The sequence below is a fragment of the Nocardia sp. TBRC8007 genome (assembly GCF_056629435.1).
The window spans coordinates 1-562 of the sequence record NZ_JBWSOR010000141.1 but is presented as its reverse complement, the minus strand read 5'-3'; the positions used below and the strand labels follow the sequence as shown (position 1 = coordinate 562).

General features: G+C 70.5%; 1 protein-coding gene. It reads right to left on the bottom strand.

Going from position 1 to position 562, the window contains the following annotated elements:
* The coding region (locus tag ACX4ZE_RS23000) for a phosphopantetheine-binding protein (RefSeq protein WP_480275552.1) at positions 1-562 on the bottom strand (562 nt) is incomplete at both ends.

Below are 562 nucleotides of genomic sequence, written 5' to 3'. Positions count from 1 at the left end.
CCCCGTCGACCTCGGCGAACACCGTCCGCAGGCTTTCGTGTCGTCCCACCACATCGGTGAGTGCCGCCCGCAACGCCGCCACGTCCACCGCGCCCGTCAGCCGCACCCCCAACGGCATGTTGTAGGTCGCCGAGGGGCCTTCGAACCGGTGCAGGAACCACAACCGTCGCTGCGCGAACGACACCGGCATCGGCTCCGGCCGCTGGGCCACCGCCAATACCGGCCGTACTGCGGTTTCGTCATCGAGGCGGGCGACCAGGCGGGCGACGGTGGGGGCGTCGAACACCGTCCGGATCGGGACCTCCACCCCCAGGATCGCCCGGATGCGGCTCACCAGCCGGGTCGCCAGCAGCGAATGTCCCCCCAGATCGAAGAAGTCGTCGTCGATCCCGACCCGGCCCATCCCGAGGACGTCCCCGAACAGTCCCGCCAGCACCCGTTCGCGTTCCGACCGCGGCGCCCGATATGCCACCCCGGAGGCGAATTCCGGGTCCGGTAACGCGGCGTGGTCGAGTTTCCCGTTCGGGGTCAACGGCATCGCCTCGACCGCGATCACCACGGC